Genomic DNA, 25,066 nt, shown 5'->3' with positions numbered 1-25,066 from the left:
CGCACCCGTACGCCACCGCGTCCGTGTGCGACGGACCCGCGCGCCGTCCCGGACCACCTGACGAGAGAGCAGGCACCCATGGTCCGTGTACAAGACCACGCCCCTGTGCGTGAGTTGACCCATTTCGTCGGCGGTAAACACACCCCGGGAACCTCGGGGACGTACGGCGACGTGTACGACCCCAACACCGGCGAGGTCCAGGCCCATGTGCCCCTCGCGAGCCGCGCCGAGACCGAGGCGGTGATCACCGACGCCGCGCACGCGCAACGGGAGTGGGGCGAGTGGAACCCGCAGCGCCGCGCCCGGGTGTTCATGCGGTTCCTGCAACTCGTCGAGCAGGAGAAGGACTCGCTGGCCCGGCTGCTGTCGTCCGAGCACGGCAAGACCGTCGCGGACGCCCACGGGGACCTCCAGCGCGGACTTGAGGTCGTCGAGTTCGCCGCCGGCATCCCGCATCTCCTCAAGGGCGAGTTCACCGACAACGCCGGCACCGGCATCGACGTCCACTCCCTGCGCGCGCCCCTCGGCGTCGTCGCCGGGATCACTCCCTTCAACTTCCCGGCGATGATTCCCCTGTGGAAGGCCGCACCCGCCCTCGCCTGCGGAAACGCCTTCATCCTCAAGCCGTCCGAGCGCGCCCCGTCCGTCCCGCTGCGACTCGCCGAACTGTTCCTGGAGGCCGGTCTGCCGCCCGGTGTCCTCAACGTCGTCAACGGCGCCCGGGAAGCCGTCGACACTCTGCTCGAGGACCCCCGGGTCGAGGCCCTCGGCTTCGTCGGTTCCACGCCGGTCGCCGCGCACGTCTACGCCACCGCCGCCGCCCACGGCAAACGCGCCCAGTGCTTCGGCGGCGCCAAGAACCACATGATCGTGATGCCGGACGCCGACCTCGACCAGGCCGTGGACGCCCTGATCGGCGCGGGCTACGGCTCGGCGGGGGAACGGTGCATGGCGATCTCGGTGGCCGTCCCGGTCGGGGAGGACACCGCCGACGCGCTGGTGGCTCGTTTGAAAGAGCGCATCGGCGGCCTGCGCATCGGCCGCAGCGACGACCCCGAGGCCGACTTCGGTCCCCTCGTCGGCCAGGACGCCGTCGACCGGGTGCGCTCCTACGTCGACCTCGGCGTGGAGGAAGGTGCGGAACTCGTCGTGGACGGAAGGGACTTCGTCCTGCCCGGACACGAGAGGGGCTTCTTCGCCGGGGCCTCCCTCTTCGACCGGGTCACCCCGGCGATGCGCGTCTACCAGGAGGAGATCTTCGGCCCGGTCCTGTCCGTCGTACGCGCCGCCGACTACGAGGAGGCCCTGCGCCTGCCCAGCGAGCACCTCTACGGCAACGGCGTCGCTATCTTCACCCGCGACGGTGACACCGCCCGCGACTTCACCCGGCGCGTGAACACCGGCATGGTCGGCGTCAACGTGCCCATCCCGGTGCCGGTCGCCTACCACACCTTCGGCGGCTGGAAGCGCTCCGGCTTCGGCGACCTCAACCAGCACGGCCCCGACGCCATCCGCTTCTACACCCGTACGAAGACCGTGACGTCGCGCTGGCCCGCCGGGCTCCGCGAAGGCGCGAGCTTCACGATCCCCACGATGGGCTGAGCGGCCATGACCAGTACGCTGCTCACCGAGGACCAGCAGGCCCTCGTCGAGACCACCCTCGACTTCGCCCAGGACCACCTCGCCCCGCACGCCCTCGACTGGGACCGTGACAAGCACTTCCCCGTCGACGTCCTGCGCAAGGCGGCCGGACTCGGGCTCGGAGGCGTCTACGTCCGTGAGGAGTCGGGCGGTTCGGGCCTGACCCGCGCCGACGGCGTCCTCGTCTTCGAGTCCCTCGCCTCCGGCTGCCCGTCCATCGCCGGGTATCTCTCCATCCACAACATGGTCGCCTGGATGATCGACCGGTACGGCGACGCCGCCCAGCGCGAGCGCCGGCTGCCCCGGCTGTGCGCCATGGAGGACCTCGCCAGCTACTGCCTGACCGAACCCGGCGCGGGCTCGGACGCCGCCGCCCTGACCACCCGCGCCGTCCGGGACGGCGACCACTGGGTGCTCACCGGCGTCAAGCAGTTCATCTCCGGAGCCGGGGCCTCCCAGCTGTACGTCGTCATGGCCCGCACCGGTGGCGAAGGCCCGGACGGCGTCTCCGCCTTCATCGTCGAAAAGGAAGACCCCGGCGTCACCTTCGGCGCCAACGAACGGAAGATGGGCTGGAACGCCCAGCCGACCCGCCAGGTCGTCCTGGACGGCGTCCGGCTGCCCGCCGGCCGGCTTCTCGGCCGCGAGGGGCAGGGGTTCCGCATCGCGATGAACGGCCTGAACGGCGGCCGGCTCGGCATCGCCGCCTGCTCGCTCGGCGGCGCCCGCAGCGCCCTCGACCGCAGCCTCGCCCATCTCGCCGACCGCGAGGCGTTCGGGCAACGGCTGCTCGACGCGCAGGCCCTGCGCTTCCGGCTCGCCGACATGGCCACCGAACTCGCCGCCGCCCGCGCCCTCGTCCAGCAGGCGGCCCGTGCACTCGACGCGGGCGACCCGCAGGCGCCGTACCTGTGCGCGATGGCCAAGCGGTTCGCCACCGACACCGGGTACTCGGTGGCCGACCGCGCCCTCCAACTGCATGGGGGGTACGGGTACCTCAGCGAGTACGGCATCGAGAAGATCGTCCGTGACCTGCGAGTCCACCAGATCCTGGAAGGAACCAACGAGATCATGCGCGTCATCGTGGCCCGCGGCCTGACGGAGGCACTCGGATGACCGACGTTCAGTTCCGTACGGCGGGCCGGGCCGCCCACATCGTCCTCGACCGGCCCAAGGCCCTCAACGCCCTCACCCACGCCATGGTGCGCCGCATCGACGAGGCCCTGACCGACTGGGAGCGGGACCCGGCCGTCGAGACCGTCGTCATCACCGGTGCGGGGGAGCGCGGCCTGTGCGCGGGCGGCGACATCCGGAGCATCCACGACGACGCCCGCGACGGGGACGGCTCCGCCTCGGCCGCGTTCTGGCGCGACGAGTACCACCTCAACGCCCGTATCGCCCGCTACCCCAAGCCCTACGTCGCCGTCATGGACGGCATCGTCATGGGCGGCGGCGTCGGCGTCTCCGCGCACGGCAGCGTCCGGATCGTCACCGAGCGGTCGAGGATCGCCATGCCCGAGACCGGCATCGGCTTCGTCCCGGACGTCGGCGGCACCTACCTCCTCGCCCTCGCCCCGGGCGAACTCGGCACCCACCTCGCGCTGACCGGCGCGCAGATCGGCGCCGGGGACGCACTCCTGACCGGGCTCGCCGACCACTACGTGCCCTCCGAGGCGCTGGGGCGGTTCGTCGACGACCTCGCCGACACGCCCGTACGGGAAGCCCTGGACCGGCATGTGAGGCCGGCACCGGACGGGGAACTGGCCGGGCGGAGGGAGTGGATCGACTCCTGCTTCGCCTCCGACACGGTCGAGGAGATCGTCCAACGGCTGCTCGCGCACGGCGACCCGGCGGCCAAGGAGACCGCCGAGACCCTGCTGGCCAAGTCGCCCACCGCCCTCAAGGTCACCCTCAAGGCCCTGCGCCGCGCCCGCCGGCTCGGCCCGCTGGAGCGGGTACTGGAGCAGGAGTACCGGGTTTCCTGCGCGGCGCTGAGCGCGCCCGACCTGGTCGAGGGCATCCGCGCCCAGGTCATCGACAAGGACCGCGATCCGCGCTGGTCACCGGCGACTCTCGACGAGGTCACCGAAGCCGACGTGGAGCGCTTCTTCGCGCCCCTGGGCGAGCGTGAACTCGGGCTCGCCGCCTCCGGCAGCACCGAGGAGGTGGCCTGGTGAGCACGACTGTCGCGTTCATCGGACTCGGGAACATGGGCGGTCCCATGGCCGCCAACCTGGTGAAGGCCGGACACCGGGTGCGAGGCTACGACCTTGCCGTCGCGCCCGGGCCAGGACTGGAGCCGGCCGCCTCCGCCACGGACGCCGTCACGGACGCCGACCTCGTCATCACCATGCTGCCCGCGGGCCGCCACGTCCTCGGCCTCTACGACGACACCCTCACCGCCGCCCGGCCCGGCACCCTCTTCGTCGACTGCTCCACCATCGACGTCGCCGACGCCCGCACCGCCCATGAACGCGCTGTCGCCGCGGGCATGCGCGCCCTGGACGCGCCGGTCTCCGGCGGGGTCGTCGGCGCCGAGGCCGCCACGCTGACGTTCATGGCGGGCGGTGGAGAAGCCGAGTTCGCCGAGGCGCTGCCCCTGCTGGAGGCCATGGGGAGGAAGGCCGTGCACTGTGGTGAGGCGGGCGCCGGGCAGGCAGCGAAGATCTGCAACAACATGATCCTCGGCGTCTCCATGATCGCCGTCAGTGAGGCGTTCGTCCTCGGCGAGAGCCTCGGCCTGTCCCACCAGGCCCTGTTCGACGTGGCCTCCACGGCCTCCGGGCAGTGCTGGGCGCTCAGCGTCAACTGCCCCGTCCCCGGCCCCGTCCCGGGCAGCCCCGCCAACCGCGGCTACCGCCCCGGATTCGCCGCCGCCCTGATGGCCAAGGACCTCGGCCTGGCCGCCAACGCGGTCCGCGCGGGGGGCGTGGACGCCGAACTCGGTCTGCGCGCCGCCGAGCTGTACGCGGCGTACGCGGAGCGGGCCGGCGCCACGGAGGACTTCTCGGGCATCGTACGCACCATCAGGGACCGGAGCGGAGAACCCACGTGACCACGGACATGACCACCGACTACGAGACGATCCTCGTCGAGCGCAAGGGCCGCACCGCCCTGCTCACCCTCAACCGCCCGGGGGCCCTCAACGCCCTGAACCTCCAGATGATGAACGAGGTCGTGGCCGCCACCGAGGCCCTGGACCGGGACCCGGACTGCGGCTGCGTCGTCATCACCGGCTCGGCGAAGGCGTTCGCGGCCGGGGCCGACATCAAGGAGATGCGGCCCCAGGGCTACCTGGACATGTATCTCGCCGACTGGTTCGCGGCCTGGGACCGGCTCGGGCAGCTGCGTACGCCGACCGTCGCCGCGGTCTCCGGATACGCGCTCGGCGGGGGCTGCGAACTCGCCATGCTCTGCGACATCCTGCTCGCCGCCGACACCGCCGTCTTCGGCCAGCCGGAGATCAAGCTCGGCGTGATCCCCGGAATCGGCGGCTCCCAGCGGCTGACCCGGGCGGTCGGCAAGGCCAAGGCCATGGAGCTGTGCCTGACCGGGCGCACCATGGACGCCGCAGAGGCGGAACGCGCCGGGCTCGTCTCCCGCGTCGTGCCCGCCGACGAGCTGATCGGCGAGGCCCTGGCCGTCGCCGAGACCGTCGCCGGGATGTCCCTGCCGGTGGCGATGATGGCCAAGGAAGCGGTCGGCCGGGCCTTCGAGACGACCCTCACCGAAGGGGTCCGCTTCGAACGCCGCCTGTTCCACGCGGTGTTCGCCACCTCGGACCAGAAGGAGGGCATGGCCGCCTTCGCCGACAAGCGGCCGCCCGAGTTCCGCCACCGGTAGGCATCGGGTAGGAGCAGGCTCCCGAAGGCCGGTGTCGTCCTGGTCCGGCACCGGCCGCGGCGCGGTCATGGAACACGGGTCTCCACCGGGTACGGCACGTACGCCCGCCGGTCGGGGTCGATGGCCAGCCGTCCGCCGGCCGGAGGCCGGGCCCGCTGCGCGCAGTCGCGGCGCTCGCAGATCCGGCAGCCGAGGCCGATCGGCGTGGCGGCACGCGGGTCGTCGAGAGCGATGCCCTCGGCGTAGACGAGCCGGTGCGCGTGCCGCAGTTCGCAGCCGAGAGCGACGGCGAACTCGGCGCGCGGGGCGTGGTGGCCGAATCCACCGCGCGTGATGGTGCGGGCGATCCAGAAGTACCGCTTGCCGTCCGGCATTTCGGCGACCTGGGTCAGTATCCGCCCGGGCGAGGAGAACGCCTCGTACACCGTCCACAACGGGCAGGTGCCGCCCAGCCGGGAGAAGTGGAAGTCGGTCGCGGACTGGCGCTTGGAGATGTTCCCGGCCCGGTCGACGCGCAGGAACGAGAACGGCACACCCCGGCGGCCCTTCCGCTGGAGGGTGCTCAGACGGTGGCAGACCGTCTCGAAACCGACGCCGAAGCGGGCTGACAGCAGCTCGACGTCGTAGCGCACCTCCTCCGCCGCCGTGTGGAAGAGGGCGTACGGCATGAGCAGGGCGCCGGCGAAGTAGTTCGCGAGGCCGATACGGGCCAGCGCGGACGACTCCGGTGAGGTCAGTTCGGTGGCGCTGTCGGCGAGGTGGCCGAGCAGCGGGCCGTGCTCCAGGAGGGCCAGCTGGGTGGCGAGCTGGAAGGCGCGCTGGCCGTCGCTGAGCCAGGGGGAGAGGAACAGCACTCCGGTGTCGGGGTCGTAGCGGCGGGCGTCGGCGGAGCGGCCCGCCGCCGTCTGGACGACCCGCACCCCGTGCCGTGCCGCCAGGCGTGTGATGAGGGGGTCGGCGGCCCGGCCGGGCCGCAGCTCCATGGCGGCGGCGGCCCGTTCGGCCTCGGTGTCCACCGGCTCGAAGTGGTTGTGGTGGGCGTAGAAGAAGTCCCGTACCTCGTCGTGCGGTTCCACGGGCGGCAGGACCGTGCCGGTTCCGCTTCCGCCGCCTGGTACGGCGAGGGCGGCGGCCTGTTCGGCGGCGTCACGGTAGCGGCGGTGCAGGGCGACCAGGGCGCGGGCCACCTCCGGATGGTCACGGACGGCCTCGGCGACCTCCTCGGCGGCGGGCAGCGACACCCCGCACGCCTCGTCGGCGAGCGCGGTCCGCAGATCGGTGGCGAGCCGGTCCTCCTCCGCTTCGGAGAAGAACTCGGTGTCGACCCCGAAGACCTCCGCGATCCGCAGCAGCACCGGAGCCGTCAACGGGCGCCGGCTCTGCTCGATCTGGTTGGCGTAGCTGGTGGAGATGCCGAGTGCGCGGGCCATGTCGACCTGGTTCATGCCGTGCTCGCGGCGCAGCCGGCGCAGCTTGGCATGGGCGAAGACCTTGCGGCCGGACGGTCGGCGGGACATGGCGCACCTCCTTGTTCTTGCGAACATAGCATCCGCATCATTCGCAGAATTCGCAGTTTCGCAGCGCTGGGATGGAGGGATTCCACAGCGTGGAGTGGTGGTCCGGAGGGCTTGTGCCGGGCAGTCTCGATCACAGAAGGATCGTCGCCACCAGACGCCCACGAGGAGTCCCGTGATCGAGCACCACGTCCGCGTCCACCCCAGCGCCGACCGGCTGCCCCGTGAGGAACAGCTCGCCTGGAAACTCGCCGCCGTGGCCACGGCCACCGAGGAACCGGATGCCGGCAGCGCCGCCATGGCGGTCAACCGGGTCATCGACAATGCCTCTGTCGCGGTGGCCTCCCTGCCGCGCCGCCCGGTCGCCGTCGCCCGCGCCCAGGCAACCGCCCACCCGGCCACCGTGCCAGGCTCCTCGGTCTTCGGTAGTCAGGCCCGCGTCTCCCCGGAGTGGGCCGCCTGGGCCAACGGAACGGCCGTACGCGAGCTGGACTTCCACGACACCTACCTCGCCGCCGACTACTCCCACCCGGGCGACAACATCCCGCCCCTGCTCGCCGTCGCCCAGCACACCGGCCGTACCGGCGCCGACCTGCTGCGCGGTGTCATCGCCGCCTACGAGCTCCATGTCGCCCTGGTGAAGGGCATCTGTCTGCACCGGCACCGCATCGACCACGTGGCCCACCTCAGCGCCGCCACCGCCGGTGGCCTGGGCGCGCTCCTGCGGCTGCCGACGGAGACGGTGTACCAGGCGGTGCAGCAGGCCGTGCACACCACGACCGCCACCCGGCAGTCCCGCAAGGGCGAGATCTCCAGCTGGAAGGCGTACGCCCCGGCCTTCGCCGGCAAGGCCGCCATCGAGGCCGTCGACCGGGCGATGCGCGGCGAGACCTCACCCTCCCCGATCTACGAGGGCGAGGACGGCTTCCTCGCCTGGATGCTCGACGGGCCCGACGCCGACTACACCGTCCGGCTCCCGGAGCCCGGCGAGCCGCGCCGCGCGATCCTCGACACGTACACCAAGGAGCACTCCGCCGAGTACCAGGCGCAGGCGATCATCGACCTGGCGCGGCGACTGCGGGAGAAGACCGGACCGCTGGACCGGGTGCGCTCGGTTGTCCTGCACACCAGCCACCACACCCACCAGGTGATCGGCTCCGGTGCGAACGACCCGCAGAAGTACGACCCCACCGCCAGCCGCGAGACCCTCGACCACTCCGTGCCGTACATCTTCGCCGTCGCGCTGGAGGACGGCACCTGGCACCACGAGCGCTCCTACGCCCCCGAGCGCGCCCGTCGCTCCGGGACCGTCGCACTGTGGCGGAAGATCACCACGGTCGAGGACCCGGAGTGGACCCGCCGCTACCACGACCCCGACCCGGATCGCCGGGCCTTCGGCGGACGCGCGGTCATCACCCTCGACGACGGAGCGGTGATCGAGGACGAACTGGCCGTCGCCGACGCCCACCCGGCCGGCGCCCGCCCCTTCGACCGCCCCGCCTACACGGCCAAGTTCCGCACCCTCGCCGAGGGCATCGTGGCGCCCGCGGACCAGGACCGTTTCCTGGCCACGGCCGAGCGCCTCGCCGAGCTGGACCCGGCCGGCCTCGACGGGTTGTTCCCTGCCGTGGACGTCCAGGCCGTCAGCGACTTCGACGCGAACCTGCCGAAGGGCCTGTTCTGATGCTGCACACCCGCACCACCCCCGCCGCACGCCGGCGAGCGCTCAGGGAGCGGCTCGGCGAGGACCGCCTGCTGCCCATGCCCGGCGCCCTCAACCCGCTCTCCGCCCGCCTCATCCAGGACACCGGCTTCGAGGCCGCCTACCTCTCCGGCGCGGTCCTCGCCGCCGACCTCGGCCTGCCCGACATCGGCCTGACGACCTCGACCGAGATCGCTGGGCGCGCCCAGCAGACGACCCGGGTGACCGATCTGCCGGTTCTCATCGACGCCGACACCGGCTTCGGCGAACCGATGAACGCCGCCCGCACCGTCCAGCTGATGGAGGACGCGGGGCTGGCCGGTCTGCACCTGGAGGACCAGGTCAACCCCAAGCGCTGCGGTCACCTGGACGGCAAGTCGGTCGTCCCCCGGGAGGACATGACCCGTCGTCTCCGGGCCGCAGTGGACGCCCGGCGCGACCCGGACTTCCTGCTCATGGCCCGCACCGACGCCCGAGCCGTCGAGGGCCTGGACGCGGCGATCGACCGCGCGAGGGCGTACGTCGACGCCGGAGCCGACGCGATCTTCCCCGAAGCCCTCGCCGGCGAGCGGGAGTTCGAGGCGTTCCGCAAGGCGATCCCGGTGCCGCTGCTGGCCAACATGACCGAGTTCGGCAAGGGACCCCTGCTCGACGCGCGCACCCTGGAGAACCTCGGCTACGACATCGCCCTCTACCCGGTCACCCTGCTGCGCCTCGCCATGGGCGCCGTCCAGGACGGCCTGCGCACGATCGCGGCCGAGGGCACCCAGGAATCCCTGCTGCCCCGTATGCAGACGCGCTCCCGCCTCTACGAACTCCTCGGCTACGAGGACTACTCGGCGTTCGACTCGGCCGTCTTCGACTTCACTCTCCCGCCCGGCACCTGACGCACCGGAGGCACACCCATGTCCATTCACCGTGGCCTCGCCGGTGTCGTCGTCGACACCACCGAGATCTCCACCGTCATCCAGGAGACCAACTCCCTCACCTACCGCGGCTACCCGGTCCAGGAACTGGCCGCCCACCGCTCCTTCGAGGAGGTCGCCTACCTGCTGTGGCACGGCGAACTCCCCGACGAGGGACAGCTCCGCGACTTCCGTGCCCGTGAACGCGCCTTGCGCCCCCTGGACCGCACCACCTCCGAACTGCTGGCCCGGCTGCCCGAGACCTGCCACCCCATGGACGTCCTGCGCACCGCGGTCAGCTTCTTCGGCGCCGAGGACCCGACGGAGGACGACGGCGGTCTCGCCGCCAACCGGGCCAAGTCCCTGACCCTGCTGGCGAGACTGCCGACCGTGGTCGCCGCCGACCAGCGCCGGCGCCGAGGCCTCGCCCCGATCCCGCCGCATCCCGAACTCGGCTACGCCGAGAACTTCTTCCACATGTGCTTCGGCAGCGTCCCCGACCCCGATGTGGTGCGCTGCTTCGAGATCTCCCTCGTGCTGTACGCCGAACACAGCTTCAACGCCTCGACGTTCACGGCGCGCGTGGTCACCTCCACCCTCTCCGACCTCTACAGCGCGGTCACGGCGGCGATCGGCGCGCTCAAGGGCCCGCTGCACGGCGGAGCCAACGAGGCCGTGATGCACATGCTGAACGAGATCGGCGACCCGCGTGAGGCCGATGACTGGCTCACGGAGGCGCTGACGGCCAAGCGGAAGATCATGGGCTTCGGCCACCGGGTCTACAAAGCCGGCGACTCCCGCGTCCCGATCATGCAGGACGCCCTGGACCGTCTGGTCTCCCGCGCCGCCGACCCCGAGGCCACCCGCCTCGCCACCCTGCACGCGGCCCTGCGCCACGCCATGCTCACCCGCAAGGGGATCCATCCGAACCTGGACTACCCGGCCGGGCTGGCCTACCACCTCATGGGGTTCGACATCCCCGTCTTCACACCGGTCTTCGTGATGAGCCGCGTCACCGGCTGGACGGCCCACATCACCGAACAGCTCGCCCACAACGCACTGATCCGGCCTCTGGCGTCGTATGCGGGACCGGATCAGCACCGGTACCGGCGACCGGCTAGCGCCGCACGGAAAGGAGCCGGCGTGGCACGCACCCGTCCTCTCCGGATGCTCACAGAGGTTGGGCGGCCAGGGACCGGGCGGGGTGGTGAGGGCCGAGGAACACGGCGATGCCCTTGCCGTCGGGGGAAGGGTGGGTGGCCTGCGTCCAGCCCCGGCGCAGATAGAAGGCCATGGCCCGGGGCGACCGCGCGGACGTGAGCAGCCAGGAACGGCCGTCCGGGGCGTCCTCGACGACCGCGTCCAGCAGTGCGCCCGCGAGGCCGGTGCCGTGCGCGTCGGGGCGGACGGCGAGTTCGTCGATCTCGCGGGCGCCGCACAGCCAGTCGGCCGTGTGGTCGGGACCCAGCCCGGCGGCGGCCTGCGGATAGCAGCGGTCGGTGGGGAAGGGGGCGAGGGTGGTCCAGGCCGTGGCGAAGCCGAGGACCTCCGACCCGGCGAAGGCGAGCACGGCGGTGAAGCCCGGCCGCCGCACGGTCACCGGGAGCCGCTCGACGAACTCGGCCGCCTTCACCTCGTCCTCGTTCCAGGGCGGGGCGCAGAAGGCGGCGGCATAGACGGAGCGCAGGGCGGTGGTGTGGGCGAGGAGCCCGGCGTCCTTGAAGGTCCTGATGGTCATCAGGCCGCACCTGCCAGGGCGCTCCCCGGGTGCAGCGCGGCGTACTCCAGCGGTGCCGACGGGTCGATCGACACGCCCAGCGGTGCCGGTTCGGCCCCGGAGCGTACGAGCAGGTCGCCGACGGCGGCGATCATCGCGCCGTTGTCCGTGCACAGCCCCAGCGGCGGCACGCGCAGGTCGATACCGGCGGCACGGCAGCGTTCCTCGGCCAGCGAGCGCACCCGCGAGTTCGCGGCGACCCCGCCGACCACGACGAGGGTGCCGACACCGTGCTCGGCGCAGGCCGCGACCGCCTTGCGGGTCAGTACGTCCGCGATCGCCTCCTGGAGCGAGGCCGCCCCGTCGGCCACCGGCAGCTCCCGGCCCCCGTGGCCCTCGGCCCAGCGCGCGGCGGCCGTCTTCAGCCCCGAGAAGGAGAAGTCGTACGACCCGGGCAGCGGGCGGGGAAAGGGGACGGCGCGCGGATCCCCCGCGCGTGCTGCCCGGTCGACGGCCGGACCGCCGGGGTACGGCAGTCCGAAGACCCGCGCGACCTTGTCGAAGCACTCACCGGCGGCGTCGTCGAGTGTGTCGCCGAGGTGGAGGATCGGGTCCCGGACCAGGTCGCGGACGAGCAGCAGTGAGGTGTGGCCGCCGGAGACGATCAGCACCATGCAGGGATCGGGCAGCGGGCCGTGCTCCAGGGTGTCGGCGGCCACATGGCCGGCCAGATGGTGCACGCCGTACAGCGGGACGCCGAGCGCGTACGCCATGCCCTTCGCCCCGGCCAGTCCCACCTGGAGCGCGCCCGACAGGCCCGGCCCGGTGGTCACCGCGACGGCGCCGATGTCGGACAGCCGCAGGCCCGCGTCGTCCAGGGCCCGCTGGATCACCGGCCGCAGGGCGTGCACATGCGCGCGGGCGGCGATCTCGGGGACGACACCGCCGAAGCGGGCGTGCTCGTCCATGCTCGACGCCAGCGCATGGCCCAGCAGCCGCCCGTCCCGCACCAGCCCCGCTCCGGTCTCGTCACACGACGACTCGATGCCCAGCACGATCCGAGAGCCCATGCCCAACCCTTCCCACGACCTCAGTTCCCCGACCCGGTTCTGCAATCAATAGGCTATTGCAATCAGTGTGCAATAAGCCTCGCGGGATGTGTACCCGAGCAAAGGTGTGCTGGTCGGCGCCCAGTAGAGTGCGCTTCTGTCGCCACGAGAGCTGCCCCCGAATCCCGAGGTACCGCGCAGTGAACCCCGCACGTCCCGCACCGACCGCCGCCGTGACCGTCGTCGGGATCGGGGCCGACGGCTGGGAGGGCCTGACCGACGCCTCCCGTGCCGCGCTGAGCGAGGCCGAGGTCCTGATCGGCGGCCCGCGTCAGCTGGACCTGCTGCCCTCGCGGTGCGCGGGGGAGCGGATCGCCTGGCCCTCGCCCCTGCGCCCCGCGGTCCCCGGCCTGCTCGCGGCACACGCCGGCCGCCGGATCGCTGTACTGGCCAGCGGGGACCCCATGTTCTACGGCATCGGACGCGCCCTCGCCGAGGAGACCGGGGAAGCGGGCGCCCTGCGCGTCCTGCCGCACCCTTCCTCCGTCTCCTACGCCGCCGCCCGCCTCGGCTGGCCCCTGGAGGACATCGAGGTCGTCACGCTCGTCGGCCGGCCCGCCGCCCGTCTCGCCGCCGCCCTGCACGACGGCCGGCGGATCCTCGTCCTCAGCGCGGGCGCCGGCACGCCCGGCGAGGTCGCCGCCCTGCTGCGGGACCGGGGATTCGGCGCGAGCCGGATGCGGGTCCTGGAACAACTCGGCGGCGCGAAGGAGCACACGACCGCCGAGGCCACCGCGGACGACTGGCCGGCCGAGCGGTCGGACGGCGACCCCCTCAACATCGTCGCCGTCACCTGCCACCGCGCCCCGGACGCCCCGCGCCTGGGCGCCGTGCCCGGTCTCCCGGACGGCGCCTACGAGCACGACGGGCAGCTCACCAAGCGGCACGTCCGCGCCGTCACGCTCGGCACGCTCGCCCCCGCCCCCGGGGAACTGCTGTGGGACATCGGAGGCGGCTCGGGCTCGATCGCCGTCGAGTGGATGCGCACCCACCCCTCATGCCGCGCGGTCACCGTCGAGCGGGACCCGGTGCGCGCCGCACGCATCAACCGCAACGCGGAGCGCCTCGGCGTGCCCGGCCTGCGGGTCGTCACGGGCGCCGCGCCCGCCGTCCTGGCCGAACTGCCCCCGCCCGACGCCGTGTTCATCGGCGGCGGTCTCACCGCGCCCGGCCTCCTCGACGCCTGTTGGGACGTACTGCCCACCGGTGGGCGGCTGGTCGCCAACACCGTGACACTGGAGTCGGAGGCGCTCCTCGCGGAGGCCCACCGCCGGCATGGCGGCGAGCTGGTGCGGCTCGCGGTGGCGCACGCCGTGCCGGTGGGCGGATTCACCGGGTGGCGGCAGGCGATGCCGGTGACCCAGTGGGCCGCACAGAAGACCCTCGACACCCCTTCGGGAGCCAACAGATGACCGTGTACTTCATCGGCGCCGGACCCGGTGCCGCCGATCTGATCACCGTGCGCGGCGCCCGCACCCTCGGGGCCTGCCGGGTCTGCCTGTACGCGGGCAGCCTGGTCCCGCGCGAGCTGCTGGCCGAATGCCCTCCGGACGCCCGGCTGGTGGACACCGCGCAGCTCACCCTGGACGAGATCACCGCCGAACTGGTCCGCGCCCACGAGGAGGGGCACGACGTGGCGCGGCTGCACTCGGGGGACCCGTCGGTGTTCAGCGCGGTCGCCGAGCAGATGCGACGCCTGGACGCGGCCCAAGTGCCCTACGAGGTGGTCCCGGGCGTCCCGGCCTTCGCCGCCGCGGCGGCGGCCCTGAAACGGGAGCTGACCGTGCCCACCGTCGGCCAGACCGTGATCCTCACCCGCGTCGCCCAGCGTGCCACCGCCATGCCCGACGGGGAGGACCTGGCCACCCTCGGCCGCAGCGGCGCGCTGATCGTGCTGCACCTTGCCGCCGGCTACGTGGACCGCGTGGTCGACGAACTCCTCCCGCACTACGGCGCCGACTGCCCGGCCGCGGTCGTCGCCTACGCCTCCCGCCCGGACGAGGTGATCATCCGCGGCACCCTCGACGAGATCGCGGGGAAGACCAAGGAGGCCGGTGTGCTGCGCACCGCCGTGATCATGGTCGGGCGGACGCTGGGGGCGGAGGGGTTCCGGGACAGCCACCTCTACTCGACCGACCGGGAGCGTCACGTGTGCTGAGCCGGCCGGGCCCTCAAGCCGTGGAGCTGCGCCCCACCACCGTGCCCGCCCGGTCGACGCAGATCACGTCCACCATGACCGGCGCACCGCGCAGCACGGCCAGTGCCTCGTCGCGAGCGGTCACGGCGACCAGATCACCGAGCGGCACACCGGCGGCCAGGCACGACTGCAGAGCGGCCAGCCCGGTGTTGGCCTCGGCCACCTCGGCGCGCAGCGCCTCGTCCGCGCCGCCCCGCCGGGCCAGTTCGGCGAGGAAACCCTTGTCGACCTGGGAGCGGGCGGAGTGCAGGTCGAGATGGCCGGCGGCGAGCTTGGACAGCTTGGCGAAGCCACCGCAGATCGTCAGCCGGTCGACGGGGTGGCGGCGGATGTACTTCAGCACCGCGCCCGCGAAGTCGCCCATGTCGAGCAGGGCGTCCTCGGGCAGCCCGTACTCGGCGACGACCGTCTTCTCCGACGTCGACCCGGTGCACCCCGCGACATGCGTACGGCCCGCGGCCCGCGCCACGTCCACACCCCGGCGGATGGAGTCGATCCACGCCGAGCAGGAGTACGGCACCACGATCCCGGTGGTGCCCAGGATGGACAGCCCGCCCAGGATGCCGAGTCGCGGGTTCCAGGTGGAGCGGGCGATCTCCTCGCCGTGGTCGACGGAGACGGTGATCTCGACGTCGCCGGTGCCACCGTGCCGGGCGGCGACCTCGGCCACGTGCTCGCGCATCATCCGGCGGGGTACGGGGTTCACGGCGGGCTCGCCGACGGGCAGCGGCAGGCCGGGGCGGGTGATCGTCCCGACCCCGGGCCCCGCCCTGAAGACCACCCCGGCCCCGGCGGGCAGCCGCCGTACCGTGGCCCGGATCAGCGCGCCGTGCGTGACGTCCGGGTCGTCGCCCGCGTCCTTGACGACGCCCGCCATCGCGGATCCGTCGCGCAGTTCCTCGGCCGCCAGCGCGAACGACGGTGTCTGCCCCTTGGGCAGGGTGATCGTCACCGGGTCGGGGTACTCCCCGGTCAGGAGCGCCGTGTACGCGGCCGTCGTGGCCGCCGTCGCACAGGCGCCGGTGGTCCACCCGTGCCGCAGGCCGGTGTGCTCCAGCTGGGCCCTGCGGCCCCCCTTCACTTCGCTGCTCATGAACGGACCTGAACTTCCTTGCACGTACTGATATTGGGCGGGACCACGGAAGCCCGCCGTCTCGCCGAACTGCTCCACGAGACACCCGGCCTGACCGTGACCAGCTCCCTCGCCGGGCGGGTGGCCGGCCCCCGGCTGCCTCCGGGCGAGGTCCGGATCGGCGGCTTCGGTGGCGTGGAGGGGCTGACCGCGTGGCTCGCCGAGCACGCGGTGGACGTGCTCATCGACGCCACCCACCCTTTCGCCGGGACGATCAGTTTCCACGCGGCACATGCCGCCGCCACCGCCCATGTTCCCCTGCTCGCGGTGCGGCGCCCCGGCTGGGTCCCGGTAGCCGGTGACGACTGGCGCGAGGCCGGCTCCCTGGACGAGGCCGCGACACTGCTGCCCACGCTCGGCCGCCGCATTTTCCTCACCACCGGGCGCATGGGCCTGGCCTCCTTCGCCGCCCTGGACGACCTGTGGTTCCTCGTCCGGTCCGTCGACGCGCCCGAGGCTCCCCACCCGCTCCGCATGGAGGTGCTGCTCGACCGAGGCCCCTTCACCCTCGACGGCGAGCGCGAGCTGCTGCGCCGCCACCGCGTCGACGTCGTCGTGACCAAGGACAGCGGGGGAGTCGCCACGGCACCGAAGCTCACCGCCGCGCGGGAGGCCGGGCTGCCGGTGGTCGTGGTCCGCCGGCCGCCGGTTCCCGAAGGGGTGCAGATGGTGAGGGAGCCGGAAGAGGCGGTCCGGTGGATCAGGAGCCGACGCACTTTCCCGGCTGCTGGCTGAAACCTGACGGGGGCTTTGCCGCCTTGGGCTTGTACCTGCAATCGCTGCGCAGAAGTCTGGAGGGCGCGACTGAGAACAGCCGACCGCCGACGAGTAAGGCCCACGCCTCCATGACCACCGCGCACGCATCCGTCCGCACCACGATGACCCGCAAGGAGTGGACGAGCCTCGGCGGAATGGCCGCGTTCATCCTCGCGCTGCACCTCATCGGCTGGTTCACGCTCGTGGTGATCGTCGCCCCGGAGCACTACAGCCTGGGCGAGCGGACCTTCGGCATCGGGATCGGTGTCACGGCCTACACCCTGGGCATGCGGCATGCCTTCGACGCCGACCACATCGCCGCCATCGACAACACGACCCGCAAGCTGATGAGCGAGGGCCGGCGCCCGCTGTCGGTCGGCTTCTGGTTCTCGCTCGGGCACTCCTCGATCGTCTTCGTGCTCGCCTTCCTGCTCTCCCTCGGCGTCAAGGCGCTGTCCGGTCCGGTCGCGAACGACGACTCCGCACTGCACAGCGTCACCGGCTGGATCGGTACGACCGTCTCGGGAACCTTCCTCTACGTCATCGCCGTCATCAACATCGTGATCATGGCGGGCATCTGGAAGGTCTTCCGCCGGATGCGCACCGGCGACTTCGACGAGGCCGCCCTGGAGGAACAGCTCGACAAGCGCGGCTTCATGAACCGGCTCCTGGGCCGCCTGATGAAGTCGATCACCAAGCCGTGGCAGATGTACCCCCTGGGCCTGCTCTTCGGTCTCGGCTTCGACACCGCGACGGAGATCGCCCTGCTCGTGCTCGCCGGTTCGGGCGCCGCCTCCGGCCTGCCCTGGTACGCGATCCTGTGCCTGCCGGTCCTGTTCGCGGCCGGCATGTCCCTGCTCGACACCATCGACGGCTCGTTCATGAACTTCGCCTACGGCTGGGCCTTCTCCAAGCCGGTGCGCAAGGTCTACTACAACCTCACCATCACCGGCCTGTCCGTCGCCGTGGCGCTGCTCATCGGCACGGTCGAACTGCTGGGCCTGATCGCCGAGCAGGCGGACCTGCACGGCCCGTTCTGGGACTGGGTGTCCGGCCTCGACCTGAACATCATCGGCTACGTCGTCGTCGGCCTGTTCGTCGCCACCTGGGCTGTGGCCCTGCTGGTGTGGAAGGTCGGACGGATCGAGGAGAAATGGACGAAGGGCCTGGCCCAGCCCGCCCCGGCCCCCGTTTCGGTGGCCGAGGAGAGCTGAACCGGGCCCCACGTGCCTACGCCTCGGGATACCGGCGCGGAGTCCAGACGATCTCCTCGCCGTCCCCACGCCGGACGGCCCGCGTCTGCGAGGACCCGACCAGCAGGATCGTGCGCATGTCGACCTCGGCCGGGTCCAGGTCGGCCAGCCGCACAATCCGGACCCGCTCACCGGAGCCGCCCACGTCCCGGGCCACCACCACCGGGGTGTCCGGCGCACGGTGTTCCAGCAGCAGCTCCCGGGCCTTGCCCACCTGCCAGGTGCGGCTGCGGGAACCGGGGTTGTACAGGGCCAGCACCAGATCCGCGGAGACCGCGGCCCGCAGCCGCTCCTCGACGACCTCCCAGGGCTTGAGCCGGTCGGAGAGGGAGATCGTGGCGTAGTCGTGCCCGAGCGGGGCGCCCGCGCGGGCCGCCGCGGCGTTGGCGGCGGTGACACCCGGCAGCACCCGCACCGGGACGTCCGCGTACTCCTTCTGCGACGCGACCTCCAGCACGGCCGTCGCCATGGCGAAGACGCCCGGGTCGCCGCCCGAGACGACCGCGACCCGCCGCCCGCGCCGGGCCAGATCCAGGGCGAACTCGGCGCGCTCCGACTCGACCCGGTTGTCCGAACCGTGCCGGACCTGACCCGCCCGCCGCGGCACCCGGTCGAGGTAGGTCGTGTAGCCGACCAGGTCGTCGGCGGCGGCCAGCGCACCCCGCGTCTCGGGCGTCAGCCACAGCGGACCGGCCGGCCCGGTCCCGACCACCACGACCTCGCCCCGCTCCCGGGCCTCGGGCCGCTCGGCGTCGACCTGGCTGGGCAGCACGGCCACCGAGAAGTACGGCACCGACTCCGGGTCCACGTCCGCCAGTGCGGCGAGCCGCTCCCCGGCCATGGTGGCCCGCTCGACATAGCGGGCCTCGCCGAGCCGCCCCGAACTCTCCAGCGCGCCACGCACCTTGGTGAAGGTCCGCCCCAGCTTCATCACCACGGCCACATCCGTCGCCGCGAGCCGTGCGGTCAGCTCCTCCTCGGGCAGCGTGCCCGGCAGGATGGTCAGCACCTCCTCGCCCTCGGCGAGCGGTGTGCCCAGCCGGGCGGCGGCGGCGGACACGGACGTGACACCCGGGATGACCTCGGTGTCGTAGCGGTCGACCAGCCGCTTGTGCATGTGCATGTAGGAGCCGTAGAAGAGCGGATCGCCCTCGGCGAGGACCGCGACCGTCCGTCCCGCGTCCAGGTGCGCGGCGAGCCGCGCCGACGCCTCGGCGTAGAACTCCTCCATCGCGCCCTTGTAGCCACCGGGGTGATCGGTGGTCTCGGTCGTGACCGGGTAGACCAGCCGCTCCTCGATGTGGTCGGCGCGGATGTGCTTCGCCGCGATCGAGCGCGCGATGGAACGGCCGTGCCGCGCACTGTGGTACGCGATCACGTCCGCCTCGGCGATGGCCTCCACGGCCCGTACGGTCATCAGGGACGGGTCACCGGGGCCGAGCCCCACCCCGTACAGCTTGCCGCTCACTCTTCCTCACTCGCGATCGCGTTGAGCGCGGCGGCGGCGATGGCACTGCCCCCGCGACGGCCGCGCACGACCAGGTGCTCCAGGCCCGACGGGTGCGCGGCCAGGGCGTCCTTGGACTCGGCGGCCCCGACGAACCCGACCGGGACACCGATGACGGCGGCGGGCCGGGGCGCCCCCTCCTCGATCATCTCCAGCAGCCGGAACAGGGCGGTGGGCGCGTTGCCGACGGCGACCACCGAGCCCTCCAGCCGGTCCCGCCACAGCTCCATCGCGGCGGCGCTGCGCGTGGTGCCGAGCTTCGCCGCCAGCTCCGGCACGGACGGGTCGGACAGCGTGCACAGCACGTCGTTGTCGGCGGGCAGCCGCTTGCGCGTCACGCCGCTGGCCACCATCTGCACGTCGGTGAAGATGGGCGCCCCCGCACGCAGGGCCTCACGGGCGCGAGCCACGACGGCCGGCGTGTAGGCCAGGTCCCGTACGAGGTCGACCATCCCGCAGGCGTGGATCATCCGGACCGTGACCTGGCTGACGTCGGCGGGCAGGGCCGTGAGGTCCGCCTCCGCGCGGATGGTGGCGAAGGACTGGCGGTAGATGGCCGGGCCGTCCTTCTCGTAGTCGTACGTGGTCACGGTGTTCTTCTCGCTGCCTTCGGTCGTCATGGTCGTCATAGGGGTCATGAGGTGATCGCCGCCAGGGCGGTGGCGAGCCGGGCGGGGGCGGCCATCGAGGCGGTCCGGGGTTCCCGACCGCTCACGGCGGTGGAGAGCAGATAGCCGCCTCCCGGGGCGGCGACCACGTCGACGCGGTCGCCCCGGGGGTGTCCGCAGCGGCGTTCGCACCCGGACCAGTACAAGGGGAGGCCGCCCGGCCCGATCGCGTCGAGGGCCTCGGCCGCGTCGGTCCGTACGTCCGCCCGCGACTTGGCGCACCCGGGACTGCCGATACAGGCACCGACGCGGAGCCAGGGGGAGCCGGGGTCGGTGACCAGGCCGGTGGCGGCGAGGCGGGTGAGGGATTCCTCCAGGTCTGTCCCCTGTGTGGGAAGAACCACACCGCGCCACGGGGTGAGACGCAGCTCACCGGCGGCGACATGCGCCAGTTCCCGCCACTGGTGCGCCGAGAGCCGTCCCAGAGGAACGTGCACGGAGAGGCCGGCACCGAGAGCGCCCGGGGGCGGGCCGGCCGTGCGCCCGGTCGCCCGGTCCCGCCGCTCGTGACCGACGCCCTCGGCCCGCAGCCGCCGACCGACCGCGTCGAGCAACTCGTCACCGGAAAGGGACAGTTCGTCCACGCGCCAGACGCGGTCCCCGCTCGTCCGCACCGCTTCCAGGAAGGTCTCCGCGGCCACCAGCGCGGCCCGGGCCGCTTCCTCGGCACCGACGTGCAGCGCTTGCCCGGCCGCGCCCAGCGCGAGTTCCGCGCCACCGTCCGCCGTCGCCCGTACCGTCACATCGGCACCGAGTCCGGACACGTCGCCGCGTCCGTCGTCGAGCGCGAAGAGGAAACGCCCCGACAGGTCCCGCGCCGCCTCGCTCGCGCACAGCGCCGTGTCGAGGGCCGTCAGCCAGGGGCGTACGTCCAGCACGCCCCGCCCGTCGAGACCGGACAGCGGCGAGGCCACGATGTTGCGCACCCGCTCGTGCCCGCGCGAGGGCAGCAGCCCGGCCGCGTCCAGCAACTCGGCCAGCTCCCCGGCGCATTCGTCGGGCAGACCCCGCAGTTGCGCGTTGCCGCGCGAGGTCAGATGCAGGTCTCCGTCGCCCAGCCGTTCGGCCGCGTCCACGAGCGTCTCCGCCTGCGCGACGGTCAGCACACCGCCGGGAATCCGGACGCGAGCGAGCGCTCCGTCGTCCGCGGCGTGCAGCCGCAGCGTCCCCGGACAGGCGTCACCACGGTCGCGTGGGACCGCTGTGGCCTGGGTCGATGAGCGGGGGACAGCCGTGGACATGGCGGCGAGCATACCTACCATCACACCTGGTGTATGCCGTGCCCTCTTCCCCTGGCACTTACTATGATCACGGCGGATCATCCGGTCCGCCATCGCCACGACGGCGACAGGGGAGGAAGCCGGTGCGAGTCCGGCGCGGTCCCGCCACTGTGAGCCCGGCCCATGCGGCCGGGCGAGTCAGGAACTCCCTTCCCCGTGTGCTCGGCATCGACCGAGCAGGGGAGACCCCATTTCGAACCACCCGGGGCGCGGACACCCCGAGGAAGGCCGACGCCGCATGATCCTTCTCCTGTCGACGTCCGACACCGATCTGCTGAGCGCCCGCGCTGCCGCGGGTCCGGTGTCGTACCGCTTCGCCAACCCCTCCCGTCTCGCCCTCGACGACCTCCCCGGCCTTCTCGACGGGGTCGACCTGGTCGTCGTACGTCTCCTCGGCGGCATCCGGGCCTGGCAGGACGGCCTCGACCTGCTGCTGGCCGAGGGCCGCCCGGTGGTCGTCCTCACCGGCGAGCAGGCCCCGGACGCCCAGCTGATGGAAGCCTCCACCGTCCCGGTCGGCATCGCCGCCGAGGCGCACGCCTACCTCGCCCACGGCGGCCCCGCCAACCTGGAGCAGCTCGCCCGCTTCCTCTCCGACACGGTCCTGCTCACCGGCCACGGCTTCGAGGCGCCGGCGGCGGCACCCACCTGGGGCCCGCTGGAGCGCACGCCCCGTGACGGCGCCGACGGTCCGACCGTCGCCGTGCTCTATTACCGGGCCCACCACATGAGCGGCAACACCGCCTTCGTCGCCGCCCTGTGCGACGCGATCGAGGACGGGGGCGGCCGGGCCCTGCCCCTGTACGTCGCCTCCCTGCGCGCCCCCGAGCCCGAGCTGGTCGACGAGCTCCGCGCCGCCGACGTGATCATCACCACGGTCCTCGCCGCGGGCGGCACCAAGCCCGCCCAGGCATCGGCCGGCGGCGACGACGAGTCCTGGGACGCCGGCGCGCTCACCGAGCTGGACGTCCCGATCCTCCAGGCGCTGTGCCTCACGGGCTCGCGTGCCGCCTGGGAGGAGAACGACGAGGGCGTCTCCCCGCTCGACGCGGCCAGCCAGATCGCCGTCCCCGAGTTCGACGGCCGCCTCATCACCGTCCCGTTCTCCTTCAAGGAGATCGACGAGGACGGCCTCCCGGCCTACATCGCCGACCCCGAGCGCGCGGCCCGCGTCGCCGGAATCGCCGTACGCCACGCCAGGCTCCGCCATATCCAGCCGGCCGACAAGCGCCTCGCGCTGGTCCTCTCCGCCTACCCGACCAAGCACTCCCGCATCGGCAACGCGGTCGGCCTCGACACCCCCGCCAGCGCGGTGGCCCTGCTGCGGCGCCTGCGCGAGGAGGGCTACGACTTCGGCACGGACGCCGAGGTACCGGGCCTGGCCTCCGGCGACGGCGACGAGCTGATCCGCGCGCTGATCGAGGCCGGCGGCCACGACCAGGACTGGCTCACCGAGGAGCAACTCGCCCGCAACCCGGTGCGCATCCCGGCGGCCGACTACCGCCGCTGGTACGCCACGCTCCCCGAGGAGCTGCGCACGTCGGTGGAGGAGCACTGGGGTCCGGCGCCGGGCGAGATGTTCGTCGACCGCAGCCGCAACCCCGAGGGCGACATCGTCCTCGCGGCCCTGCGCTTCGGGAACCTGCTGATCCTCATCCAGCCCCCGCGCGGCTTCGGCGAGAACCCCATCGCCATCTACCACGACCCGGACCTCCCGCCGTCCCACCACTACCTGGCCGCCTACCGCTGGATCGCCGCCCGCGCCGAGGACGGCGGCTTCGGCGCCGACGCTATGATCCACCTCGGCAAGCACGGCAACCTGGAGTGGCTGCCCGGCAAGAACGCCGGCCTGTCCGCCGCCTGCGGCCCCGACGCCGCCCTCGGCGACCTCCCCCTGATCTACCCGTTCCTGGTCAACGACCCCGGCGAGGGCACCCAGGCCAAGCGCCGGGTGCACGCCACCCTCGTCGACCACCTCGTCCCGCCCATGGCCCGCGCCGACTCCTACGGCGACATCGCGCGCCTGGAGCAACTCCTCGACGAGTACGCCCAGATCTCCTCCATGGACCCCGCCAAGCTCCCGGCGATCCGCGCCCAGATCTGGACCCTCATCCAGGCCGCGAAGCTCGACCACGACCTCGGCATGGACGACCGCCCCGACGACGACGGCTTCGACGACTTCCTGCTCCATGTCGACGGCTGGCTCTGCGAGGTCAAGGACGCCCAGATCCGCGACGGTCTGCACGTCCTCGGCAACCCGCCCACCGGCGCCGACCACGTCAACCTGGTCCTCGCCGTCCTGCGCGCCCGGCAGATCTGGGGCGGCACCACGGCCCTGCCCGGCCTGCGCGAGGCTCTCGGCCTCGACGAGTCCGCCGCCACCCGCACCACCGCCGACGCGGCGGAGGAGAAGGCCCGCACGCTGGTCCAGGCGATGGAGGACGCGGGCTGGGACCTGGCCGCCGTCCCCACCGAGCACGGCGAACAGGTCGCCGCGATCCTGGAGTTCGCGGCCCGCGAGGTCGTGCCCCGCCTCGCCGGTACCACCGCCGAGATCGACCACGCGGTCCACGCCCTGAACGGCGGCTTCGTCCCCGCCGGCCCGTCCGGCTCGCCGCTGCGCGGTCTGGTCAACGTGCTGCCGACCGGCCGCAACTTCTACTCCGTCGACCCCAAGGCCGTCCCCTCCCGGCTCGCCTGGGAGACCGGCCAGGCCCTCGCGGACTCCCTGCTGGAGCGCTACCGCGCCGACAACGGCGAATGGCCCACGTCCGTCGGCCTGTCCCTGTGGGGCACGAGCGCCATGCGCACGGCGGGCGACGACGTGGCCGAGGCCCTCGCCCTGCTCGGCGTCCGCCCCGTCTGGGACGACGCCTCCCGCCGCGTGACCGGGCTGGAGCCCGTCCCCGCCGAGGAGCTCGGCCGCCCCCGCATCGACGTCACCCTGCGGATCTCCGGCTTCTTCCGGGACGCCTTCCCGCACACCATCGGACTGCTGGACGACGCCGTACGCCTCGCGGCGTCGCTGGACGAGCCGGCCTCGGTGAACCACGTCCGGGCCCATGTCGAGGCAGACCTGGCCGAGCACGGCGACGAACGCCGCGCCACCACCCGTATCTTCGGCTCCCGCCCCGGCACCTACGGCGCCGGTCTGCTCCAGCTCATCGACTCCCGCGACTGGCGCACCGACGCCGACCTCGCCGAGGTCTACACGGTCTGGGGCGGCTACGCCTACGGCCGTGAACTCGACGGCCGTCCGGCCCGCGAGGAGATGGAGACGGCGTACAAGCGCATCGAGGTCGCCGCGAAGAACACGGACACGCGTGAGCACGACATCGCCGACTCCGACGACTACTTCCAGTACCACGGCGGCATGGTCGCCACCGTCCGCGCCCTGCGCGGCACCGCGCCCGAGGCGTACATCGGCGACTCGACCCGCCCCGAGACGGTCCGCACCCGCACCCTCGTCGAGGAGACCTCGCGTGTCTTCCGCGCCCGCGTGGTCAACCCCAAGTGGATCGAGGCGATGCGCCGCCACGGCTACAAGGGCGCCTTCGAACTCGCCGCCACGGTGGACTACCTGTTCGGCTACGACGCCACGACCGGCGTGATCGCCGACTGGATGTACGACAAGCTCACCGAGACCTACGTCCTGGACGAGACCAACCGCGAGTTCCTCCAGCAGGCCAACCCCTGGGCCCTGCACGGCATCGCCGAACGGCTGCTGGAGGCCGAGTCGCGCGGGATGTGGGAGAAGCCCGACCCGGCGGTGCTGGAGGGACTGCGGCAGGTGTACCTGGAGACGGAGGGGAACCTCGAGGGCGAGGACTGACGGCAGGCGC

At 72.7% G+C, this 25,066-nt stretch carries 19 protein-coding genes, 1 pseudogene and 1 riboswitch; of the genes and pseudogenes, 13 read left to right on the top strand and 7 right to left on the bottom strand.

From position 1 onward, the window contains the following. Positions 1 to 78: 78 nt before the first annotated feature. The 5 genes from ACZ6I3_RS20515 to ACZ6I3_RS20495 are packed head-to-tail and all read left to right on the top strand — an operon-like array spanning position 79 to position 5,484. Positions 79 to 1,602 (top strand): CoA-acylating methylmalonate-semialdehyde dehydrogenase, encoded by a 1,524-nt coding sequence (locus tag ACZ6I3_RS20515; protein WP_469416264.1) that lies wholly within the window; start codon positions 79 to 81, stop codon positions 1,600 to 1,602. Between the two features lie 6 nt (positions 1,603 to 1,608). Continuing rightward, on the top strand, positions 1,609 to 2,757 hold the full coding sequence (locus ACZ6I3_RS20510) for an acyl-CoA dehydrogenase family protein (protein ID WP_469416263.1): 1,149 nt from the start codon (positions 1,609 to 1,611) through the stop codon (positions 2,755 to 2,757). Next, positions 2,754 to 3,818 carry an enoyl-CoA hydratase/isomerase family protein gene (locus ACZ6I3_RS20505; RefSeq protein ID WP_469416262.1) on the top strand — a complete coding sequence of 355 codons (1,065 nt, stop codon included), beginning with the start codon at positions 2,754 to 2,756 and terminating at the stop codon, positions 3,816 to 3,818. Before ACZ6I3_RS20510 ends, ACZ6I3_RS20505 begins: the two co-directional genes overlap by 4 nt. Next, the gene (gene mmsB, locus ACZ6I3_RS20500; protein ID WP_469416260.1) at positions 3,815 to 4,696 is read left to right on the top strand and encodes a 3-hydroxyisobutyrate dehydrogenase; all 882 of its coding nucleotides are present in this window, start codon (positions 3,815 to 3,817) and stop codon (positions 4,694 to 4,696) included. The genes ACZ6I3_RS20505 and mmsB overlap by 4 nt, the downstream gene beginning before the upstream one ends. Positions 4,697 to 4,704: 8 nt before the next feature. Then, a complete protein-coding gene (locus ACZ6I3_RS20495) occupies positions 4,705 to 5,484 on the top strand; it encodes an enoyl-CoA hydratase (RefSeq protein ID WP_469416370.1) in 780 nt (259 codons plus the stop codon). 65 nt (positions 5,485 to 5,549) lie between these two features. Here the strand turns inward: ACZ6I3_RS20495 and ACZ6I3_RS20490 are convergent, their stop codons facing one another. Further along, positions 5,550 to 7,001 carry a short-chain fatty acyl-CoA regulator family protein gene (locus tag ACZ6I3_RS20490; protein ID WP_469416258.1) on the bottom strand — a complete coding sequence of 484 codons (1,452 nt, stop codon included), beginning with the start codon at positions 6,999 to 7,001 and terminating at the stop codon, positions 5,550 to 5,552. A gap of 172 nt (positions 7,002 to 7,173) precedes the next feature. On the opposite strand from ACZ6I3_RS20490, the gene ACZ6I3_RS20485 reads away from it, so the two are divergent. The 3 genes and pseudogenes from ACZ6I3_RS20485 to ACZ6I3_RS20475 all read left to right on the top strand — a co-directional run. Further along, positions 7,174 to 8,682 carry an MmgE/PrpD family protein gene (locus ACZ6I3_RS20485; RefSeq protein WP_469416256.1) on the top strand — a complete coding sequence of 503 codons (1,509 nt, stop codon included), beginning with the start codon at positions 7,174 to 7,176 and terminating at the stop codon, positions 8,680 to 8,682. Continuing rightward, entirely contained in the window at positions 8,682 to 9,587 is a 906-nt protein-coding gene (prpB, locus tag ACZ6I3_RS20480; RefSeq protein ID WP_469416255.1) for a methylisocitrate lyase, read from the top strand. Before ACZ6I3_RS20485 ends, prpB begins: the two co-directional genes overlap by 1 nt. Positions 9,588 to 9,605: 18 nt before the next feature. After that, positions 9,606 to 10,703, top strand: a pseudogene (locus ACZ6I3_RS20475) (bifunctional 2-methylcitrate synthase/citrate synthase); the annotation flags it as partial. A gap of 73 nt (positions 10,704 to 10,776) precedes the next feature. On the opposite strand, the gene ACZ6I3_RS20470 reads toward ACZ6I3_RS20475, so the two are convergent. Further along, positions 10,777 to 11,343 carry a GNAT family N-acetyltransferase gene (locus tag ACZ6I3_RS20470; RefSeq protein ID WP_469416254.1) on the bottom strand — a complete coding sequence of 189 codons (567 nt, stop codon included), beginning with the start codon at positions 11,341 to 11,343 and terminating at the stop codon, positions 10,777 to 10,779. Beyond that, positions 11,343 to 12,392, bottom strand: coding sequence for a tRNA (adenosine(37)-N6)-threonylcarbamoyltransferase complex transferase subunit TsaD (gene tsaD, locus ACZ6I3_RS20465; RefSeq protein ID WP_469416253.1), 1,050 nt, complete (start codon positions 12,390 to 12,392; stop codon positions 11,343 to 11,345). The genes ACZ6I3_RS20470 and tsaD overlap by 1 nt, the downstream gene beginning before the upstream one ends. A gap of 179 nt (positions 12,393 to 12,571) precedes the next feature. Here tsaD and cbiE point away from each other — a divergent pair, with 179 nt between their 5' ends. Continuing rightward, positions 12,572 to 13,843, top strand: a complete 1,272-nt coding sequence (cbiE, locus tag ACZ6I3_RS20460; RefSeq protein WP_469416252.1) for a precorrin-6y C5,15-methyltransferase (decarboxylating) subunit CbiE — start codon at positions 12,572 to 12,574, stop codon at positions 13,841 to 13,843. Then, positions 13,840 to 14,589 (top strand): precorrin-4 C(11)-methyltransferase, encoded by a 750-nt coding sequence (gene cobM / locus ACZ6I3_RS20455; protein WP_469416251.1) that lies wholly within the window; start codon positions 13,840 to 13,842, stop codon positions 14,587 to 14,589. Before cbiE ends, cobM begins: the two co-directional genes overlap by 4 nt. 13 nt (positions 14,590 to 14,602) lie before the next feature. Here the strand turns inward: cobM and ACZ6I3_RS20450 are convergent, their stop codons facing one another. Then, positions 14,603 to 15,721, bottom strand: coding sequence for a cobalt-precorrin-5B (C(1))-methyltransferase (locus ACZ6I3_RS20450; protein WP_469416249.1), 1,119 nt, complete (start codon positions 15,719 to 15,721; stop codon positions 14,603 to 14,605). Between the two features lie 18 nt (positions 15,722 to 15,739). Here ACZ6I3_RS20450 and ACZ6I3_RS20445 point away from each other — a divergent pair, with 18 nt between their 5' ends. Beyond that, on the top strand, positions 15,740 to 16,495 hold the full coding sequence (locus ACZ6I3_RS20445) for a cobalt-precorrin-6A reductase (protein WP_469416247.1): 756 nt from the start codon (positions 15,740 to 15,742) through the stop codon (positions 16,493 to 16,495). Between the two features lie 110 nt (positions 16,496 to 16,605). Further along, positions 16,606 to 17,730 (top strand): Nickel transporter NicT, encoded by a 1,125-nt coding sequence (gene nicT, locus ACZ6I3_RS20440; RefSeq protein ID WP_469416246.1) that lies wholly within the window; start codon positions 16,606 to 16,608, stop codon positions 17,728 to 17,730. A 16-nt stretch (positions 17,731 to 17,746) separates the two neighbouring features. Here the strand turns inward: nicT and ACZ6I3_RS20435 are convergent, their stop codons facing one another. Genes ACZ6I3_RS20435 through cobG form a run of 3 tightly spaced genes read right to left on the bottom strand, consistent with a single transcriptional unit; the run spans position 17,747 to position 21,197 of the window. Further along, entirely contained in the window at positions 17,747 to 19,237 is a 1,491-nt protein-coding gene (locus tag ACZ6I3_RS20435) for a precorrin-2 C(20)-methyltransferase (RefSeq protein ID WP_469416244.1), read from the bottom strand. Continuing rightward, positions 19,234 to 19,905 (bottom strand): precorrin-8X methylmutase, encoded by a 672-nt coding sequence (locus tag ACZ6I3_RS20430; RefSeq protein ID WP_469416243.1) that lies wholly within the window; start codon positions 19,903 to 19,905, stop codon positions 19,234 to 19,236. Before ACZ6I3_RS20430 ends, ACZ6I3_RS20435 begins: the two co-directional genes overlap by 4 nt. 5 nt (positions 19,906 to 19,910) lie before the next feature. Beyond that, positions 19,911 to 21,197, bottom strand: a complete 1,287-nt coding sequence (gene cobG, locus ACZ6I3_RS20425; RefSeq protein ID WP_469416369.1) for a precorrin-3B synthase — start codon at positions 21,195 to 21,197, stop codon at positions 19,911 to 19,913. A 100-nt stretch (positions 21,198 to 21,297) separates the two neighbouring features. Further along, positions 21,298 to 21,372: riboswitch (cobalamin riboswitch) on the top strand. Positions 21,373 to 21,462: 90 nt separating this feature from the next. Here cobG and cobN point away from each other — a divergent pair. Further along, on the top strand, positions 21,463 to 25,056 hold the full coding sequence (cobN, locus tag ACZ6I3_RS20420; protein ID WP_469416242.1) for a cobaltochelatase subunit CobN: 3,594 nt from the start codon (positions 21,463 to 21,465) through the stop codon (positions 25,054 to 25,056). Positions 25,057 to 25,066: the final 10 nt, after the last annotated feature.

Source organism: Streptomyces sp. NPDC041940, assembly GCF_055589465.1.
Note: the sequence above shows the minus strand (reverse complement) of the source record. Positions and strands in the feature narration are given on the sequence as shown.

Excerpts from the sequence above, each read along its gene's own strand:
- prpB (WP_469416255.1), top strand. The coding sequence starts at position 8,682 with ATGCTGCACACCCGCACCACCCCCGCCGCACGCCGGCGAGCGCTCAGG.
- ACZ6I3_RS20505 (WP_469416262.1), top strand. The coding sequence starts at position 2,754 with ATGACCGACGTTCAGTTCCGTACGGCGGGCCGGGCCGCCCACATCGTC.
- ACZ6I3_RS20490 (WP_469416258.1), bottom strand. The coding sequence starts at position 7,001 with ATGTCCCGCCGACCGTCCGGCCGCAAGGTCTTCGCCCATGCCAAGCTG.
- ACZ6I3_RS20430 (WP_469416243.1), bottom strand. The coding sequence starts at position 19,905 with ATGACGACCATGACGACCGAAGGCAGCGAGAAGAACACCGTGACCACG.
- nicT (WP_469416246.1), top strand. The coding sequence starts at position 16,606 with ATGACCACCGCGCACGCATCCGTCCGCACCACGATGACCCGCAAGGAG.
- cobG (WP_469416369.1), bottom strand. The coding sequence starts at position 21,197 with ATGCTCGCCGCCATGTCCACGGCTGTCCCCCGCTCATCGACCCAGGCC.
- ACZ6I3_RS20470 (WP_469416254.1), bottom strand. The coding sequence starts at position 11,343 with ATGACCATCAGGACCTTCAAGGACGCCGGGCTCCTCGCCCACACCACC.
- cobN (WP_469416242.1), top strand. The coding sequence starts at position 21,463 with ATGATCCTTCTCCTGTCGACGTCCGACACCGATCTGCTGAGCGCCCGC.
- ACZ6I3_RS20515 (WP_469416264.1), top strand. The coding sequence starts at position 79 with ATGGTCCGTGTACAAGACCACGCCCCTGTGCGTGAGTTGACCCATTTC.
- ACZ6I3_RS20510 (WP_469416263.1), top strand. The coding sequence starts at position 1,609 with ATGACCAGTACGCTGCTCACCGAGGACCAGCAGGCCCTCGTCGAGACC.
- ACZ6I3_RS20450 (WP_469416249.1), bottom strand. The coding sequence starts at position 15,721 with ATGAGCAGCGAAGTGAAGGGGGGCCGCAGGGCCCAGCTGGAGCACACC.
- tsaD (WP_469416253.1), bottom strand. The coding sequence starts at position 12,392 with ATGGGCTCTCGGATCGTGCTGGGCATCGAGTCGTCGTGTGACGAGACC.
- ACZ6I3_RS20495 (WP_469416370.1), top strand. The coding sequence starts at position 4,705 with ATGACCACCGACTACGAGACGATCCTCGTCGAGCGCAAGGGCCGCACC.
- cobM (WP_469416251.1), top strand. The coding sequence starts at position 13,840 with ATGACCGTGTACTTCATCGGCGCCGGACCCGGTGCCGCCGATCTGATC.